Source organism: Caballeronia sp. LZ035 (assembly GCF_031451175.1).
Lineage (GTDB): Bacteria > Pseudomonadota > Gammaproteobacteria > Burkholderiales > Burkholderiaceae > Caballeronia.
Genome location: NZ_JARUXS010000027.1, coordinates 1 through 1,073, shown reverse-complemented (window position 1 = coordinate 1,073; position 1,073 = coordinate 1). Strand labels below are relative to the sequence as shown.

The 1,073-nt window shown below is 61.0% G+C and carries 1 protein-coding gene; it reads right to left on the bottom strand.

Annotated elements, in window-relative coordinates; translation table 11 throughout:
* Positions 1 to 373: 373 nt before the first annotated feature.
* Positions 374 to 1,073 (bottom strand): hypothetical protein (locus QCE88_RS41900; protein WP_309911926.1); only part of this gene is annotated, 700 nt, incomplete at its 5' end.

Below are 1,073 nucleotides of genomic sequence, written 5' to 3'. Positions count from 1 at the left end.
GCTGGAGACGAGTTGCACTTCGAAATCGAAGAGCGTGGAAAGGGCTTCGTTACCTGTCATGGAACGGAAACTGAGAGTACCGGATGCAAATGCTTCGCTATAGGCCATCACAATCTGGGTCATGTCGGGCTCTTGTGTTGATCGGATCGTTGCGCAGATGCGTGTCAAGTGAGTCATCCTGAGTGGCGCTGCGTTTCTTGCGCCGTACGATTCACGGCGTTACTGCGCGGCACTGTCCCGGATGCTGTCGGCCGACCTGGTGGGTCGGCCCTGGGTGGCGGAATTTGCTTAAACGGTTCGCATGGTTGCTTTGGCCTCCGGGCTATGGGTGAGGTTGAACGGTGCGTCGCTGGCTACGGCGTGGCTGCCGGTTTCAAAACTTGACGTCATAGCCGACCTGGTTGATGGTCACGCCGGTTTCGCTGATCGAGGCGCCGACTTGCGTCACCATCGCGCCGGTATTCGCCACCCAGAAGCCGGTGTTGTTGACGGCGTTGCCCGCCGTGGTCACCACGCTTCCGATCGTGACGATATCGTTCGCATGAAACACCTCGCCCGACCCGGCGTTGACGGTAAATGTGTTGCCGACGTTGAAGTCATTCTCGTTGCCGGCGATCCAGCTGGTGAAATTGCCGACGACCGCTGACATACCCGTGCCAGCGATCAAGCTGCTCTGCCGACCCACGGTCAGGGTGTTGGAAACGCCGTTCACCGTGAGGCTGTAAGCGTGCCCCGTGAGGTTCGGCTGGAAGAAGTTCTGGACGAACGAAGGCAGCTGGCTGGCGAGCGTGCCGGACTGCGACGTGCCCGATGACGTCGATGTCGAAGTCGGAGTCGAGGTCGAAGTCGACGGCGTGGATTGCTGCATGAGGCTGCGCGCATAGGCTTTCTTGCTACGCTTGCCTCGCCGCGCGGCCAGGGCCTGTTGCAATTGCCCGGCTGAGCTTGTGCTCACTTGCTGCTGCAACAGACGTTGCGCACCGGAGGGCGGCGGCGAGGTCGAGCTGTCGCCGGAAGCGAGCGGCAAGCCCACTTCGATGGTGTGCGAGCCCGCCGTGGTATGCGTGGTGTTG